This window comes from Pyrobaculum sp. (genome assembly GCF_049971835.1).
Classification (GTDB): domain Archaea; phylum Thermoproteota; class Thermoprotei; order Thermoproteales; family Thermoproteaceae; genus Pyrobaculum.
In genome coordinates, this window is sequence record NZ_JBMFKV010000420.1 from 1 (window position 1) to 544 (window position 544).

The following is a 544-nucleotide window of genomic DNA, read 5'->3' on the forward strand; positions in this document are numbered from 1 at the left end:
CGAACCGCCGCCGCCCCATAAAGCTGTGGTAAAAATTGGCGTGTAGCGCCTCCGCCATGTGGAAATCCGCCACAAGCCTCTCATCGCCGGTTTCCTCATACAGCCTCTCTACCGCGACTGCGTAGTCTCTGTGGCTGTGGTGCTCCCAGCCCCTTTTCTCCGCTATGGCGTTTAGCAACGCGGCGACGGCGCCCCAGTACTTCTCCCCAGCCTGCACTAAATCGCCCCTCTGATACAGCTCCTCAGCCTCCCTCAAATACTTCTCATGAAGCTTGAGGTAAGCCTCGACGCGCTCGGGTGGGTCGAGCCGCTCTGCGACTAGTGTGAGTAGGAACTCCTCCAGATCTTTGTCTCCTGCCGCTTTTTTCAGCACCTCGGCCACGGGGGGAGATATGGTGACGGCCATGTCTCTGTCTGAATTGCTAAATATATTTTTGTGTGGCTCTGCGGGCGCGGCGTGGTGTCTGGCGCTGTGGCGTGCGTAGAGGCGGCCTCAGGATGTGCGGCTTGTTGCGAGTTTTTCTTTTAGCTCGGCGAGGAGTGG

1 protein-coding gene is annotated in these 544 nt (G+C 58.5%); it reads right to left on the reverse strand.

What is annotated here, in order from left to right; genetic code table 11:
- The coding region (locus ACP5J3_RS15055) for a PaREP1 family protein (protein ID WP_428496413.1) at positions 1-406 on the reverse strand (406 nt) is incomplete at its 3' end.
- Positions 407-544 lie beyond the last annotated feature (138 nt).